This is a genomic window from Actinoplanes sp. NPDC048791 (genome assembly GCF_040650095.1).
In the GTDB taxonomy this organism is placed as follows: Bacteria; Actinomycetota; Actinomycetes; order Mycobacteriales; family Micromonosporaceae; genus Actinoplanes.
Genome location: NZ_JBEZGQ010001395.1, coordinates 1 through 1,770, shown reverse-complemented (window position 1 = coordinate 1,770; position 1,770 = coordinate 1). Strand labels below are relative to the sequence as shown.

The 1,770-nt window shown below is 74.4% G+C and carries 3 protein-coding genes; 1 reads left to right on the top strand and 2 read right to left on the bottom strand.

Going from position 1 to position 1,770, the window contains the following annotated elements; translation table 11 throughout:
- Positions 1–45: 45 nt before the first annotated feature.
- Positions 46–399, bottom strand: a complete 354-nt coding sequence (locus AB0C29_RS46705; RefSeq protein ID WP_360834597.1) for a YciI family protein — start codon at positions 397–399, stop codon at positions 46–48.
- A gap of 123 nt (positions 400–522) precedes the next feature.
- Here AB0C29_RS46705 and AB0C29_RS46700 point away from each other — a divergent pair, with 123 nt between their 5' ends.
- Positions 523–1,668: a hypothetical protein gene (locus tag AB0C29_RS46700; protein ID WP_360834595.1), complete on the top strand. Its 1,146-nt coding sequence runs from the start codon at positions 523–525 to the stop codon at positions 1,666–1,668.
- Here the strand turns inward: AB0C29_RS46700 and AB0C29_RS46695 are convergent.
- A partial coding sequence (locus AB0C29_RS46695; protein ID WP_360834599.1) for a 3-oxoacyl-[acyl-carrier-protein] synthase III C-terminal domain-containing protein occupies positions 1,665–1,770 on the bottom strand: 106 nt, incomplete at its 5' end. The two genes, AB0C29_RS46700 and AB0C29_RS46695, sit on opposite strands and share 4 nt — an antisense overlap.

The following is a 1,770-nucleotide window of genomic DNA, read 5'->3' as shown; positions in this document are numbered from 1 at the left end:
CGCGACGGTGCGCGTCCGCGACGGCCTCACGGACGCCCTCGGGGGTCAGTTGTTCTCCCGGATCGGCCGGATCTCCACCCCGCTGTGGCTCGCGGCCACCTCCGGCAGCAGGCCGGCCAGGGCGATCGCCGCGTCGAGGTCGGCCGCCTCGAGCACGTAGAAGCCGCCGAGCACCTCCTTGCTCTCCAGGAACGGGCCGTCGGTGACTGTCGGCCCCGCCGGCCCCTGCCGCAGGCTGGTCGCCGTGCCGGGCGGCATCAGCTCGTGCCCGCCGGTCACCGCGGCCCCGGCCGTGGCCGCGAACCGTCGGTGGCCGGCCTCGATCCGGGCGCGTTCCTGCGGCCCGGTGTTCGCCCATTCCTGCTCGTCGCCGTAGATCAGGACCAGGTACTTCGCCATGTCGGTCTTCCGTTCGCGCGGGACCCCGTGCGGGCCCGATCACCACTGCGACGTTTCAGCCGGCCGCGAATCGACAACCCGGCCCGGCTGTTCCGCAGTCATGCTGCCACTTAGCATCGTGCGGTGCGCTTCCCGCTTGCCCTCGCCCTGACCGTGACCTGCGCCTTCACCCTGGCGGGCTGCACCGGTGACACCCCGCCCACAGCGCCGGCCCCGGTGGCTTCCGCGCCGGCGCCGGCTTCCGCGGCCCCCTCAGCCGCCGCAGCCCCGGCACCCTCGTCCGCCTCGCCGACCCCGAAGCCGAAGCCGCCACGGCCGCTGCCGAGCCCGGGCAACCCCGACGGTGACGCCGCGGTGCCGGCCGTGGCCCGGGCGGAGGACACCCGCAAGCCCGACCGGGTCGTCGGCCGGGGCACACCCGCGAGCTGCACGTCGGCCGCCGTGGTGGCGGCTGTCGCGGCCGGCGGGGTGATCACCTTCGACTGCGGGCCGGCGCCGGTGACGATCACCATGCACGCCACGGCCAAGGTCCGCAACGACCACGGTCCGGCCGTGGTGCTCGACGGCGGTGGCCGGGTCACCCTCAGCGGCGGCGGCAAGCGGCGCATCCTCTACCAGAACACCTGCGACGAGGCCCAGCGCTTCACCACCTCGCACTGCCAGGACCAGGCCACGCCCCGGCTCACCGTGCAGAACCTGACCTTCACCGGTGGCGACGCCACCGGCGAGACCGCCGAGGGCGGCGGCGGGGGCGCGATCTTCGTCCGCGGCGGCCGGCTGAAGGTGGTCAACTCCCGCTTCACGGCCAACCGCTGCGACGGTACGGGCCAGGACCTCGGCGGCGCGGCGATCCGTGTGCTCTCCCAGTCGCAACCGGTGTACGTCGTGCACAGCACGTTCACCGGCGGCCGCTGCTCCAACGGCGGCGCGCTGAGCAGCATCGGCGTCTCGTGGACCGTGCTGAACAGCGTCTTCACCGGCAACAAGGCGGTCGGCCGGGGCGCCAACCCGGCCCGCGGCGGCACCCCCGGCGGTGGCTCGGGCGGGGCGATCTACACCGACGGCAACGCGTTCGCCGTCACGGTCCGGGACACCGTGATCCGCGACAACCACGCCAACGAGGGTGGCGGTGCCATCTTCTTCGTCAGCAACGACCGCACCGGCACCCTCACGCTCACCGGCTCGGCCCTGCGCGGCAACCGCAGTGCGGGCTTCGAGACCAGCGGGCAGCCGGGGATCTTCTTCCTCGGCGCGAAACTGAGCCGCTAGTTGCCGTACCAGCGCAGCAGCGCCGCGCCCACCGACATGCCGCCGCCGAAGCCGGCCAGCAGGACCAGCTCGCCGTCGTGCAGCTCGCCCGCCCGGGCGGCC